Origin of the sequence: Pseudoalteromonas sp. bablab_jr010, from assembly GCF_016464105.1 — a bacterium.
Taxonomy (GTDB): domain Bacteria; phylum Pseudomonadota; class Gammaproteobacteria; order Enterobacterales; family Alteromonadaceae; genus Pseudoalteromonas; species Pseudoalteromonas simplex.
Map to the genome: position 1 here is coordinate 1 of NZ_JACDWV010000017.1, position 460 is coordinate 460.

The following is a 460-nucleotide window of genomic DNA, read 5'->3' on the forward strand; positions in this document are numbered from 1 at the left end:
CAAATCAATCATTAAAAACGAAGTGAATTTTTGCCACGCTGTTTTGCCAAATTTAATCTCACTTTCTGGTTTTATATTTTCTGCGTATTTCCAAGGAAACTTAAAAATTTCAGGTGGATTGAGCTTTTTGATTGGTTTACCAATCAGTAAATTATCTAGTTGCTCCTCACTATCAAACTCTTTACTTAACTTCAGGGCTTCTTTGTTCATTTGTTTAGCGAACTTGCGCTCAACACGGTACCAAAAATATTTTGGACGACCATTCGATTTATCAAACTCTGCGGTTGTTTTATCAAACTCTCGATAATATTCAAATTGTGGGATATCGGCCAAAGGCTGAGTAACATCCATAAAATTTTGCAATAACTCCCAGTGCAAAAAAGCACAGGCTATTTGGTTACTATAAGTCTGTTCATAACGAATGTTTTTCTTATAATGCAGTAATGTAAAGCCTCTATTA

The 460-nt window shown here is 34.1% G+C and carries 1 pseudogene; it reads right to left on the reverse strand.

The features are described 5' to 3' along the window. Positions 1 to 363: pseudogene (locus tag JIG37_RS00260) on the reverse strand (hypothetical protein); the annotation flags it as partial. Positions 364 to 460: the final 97 nt, after the last annotated feature.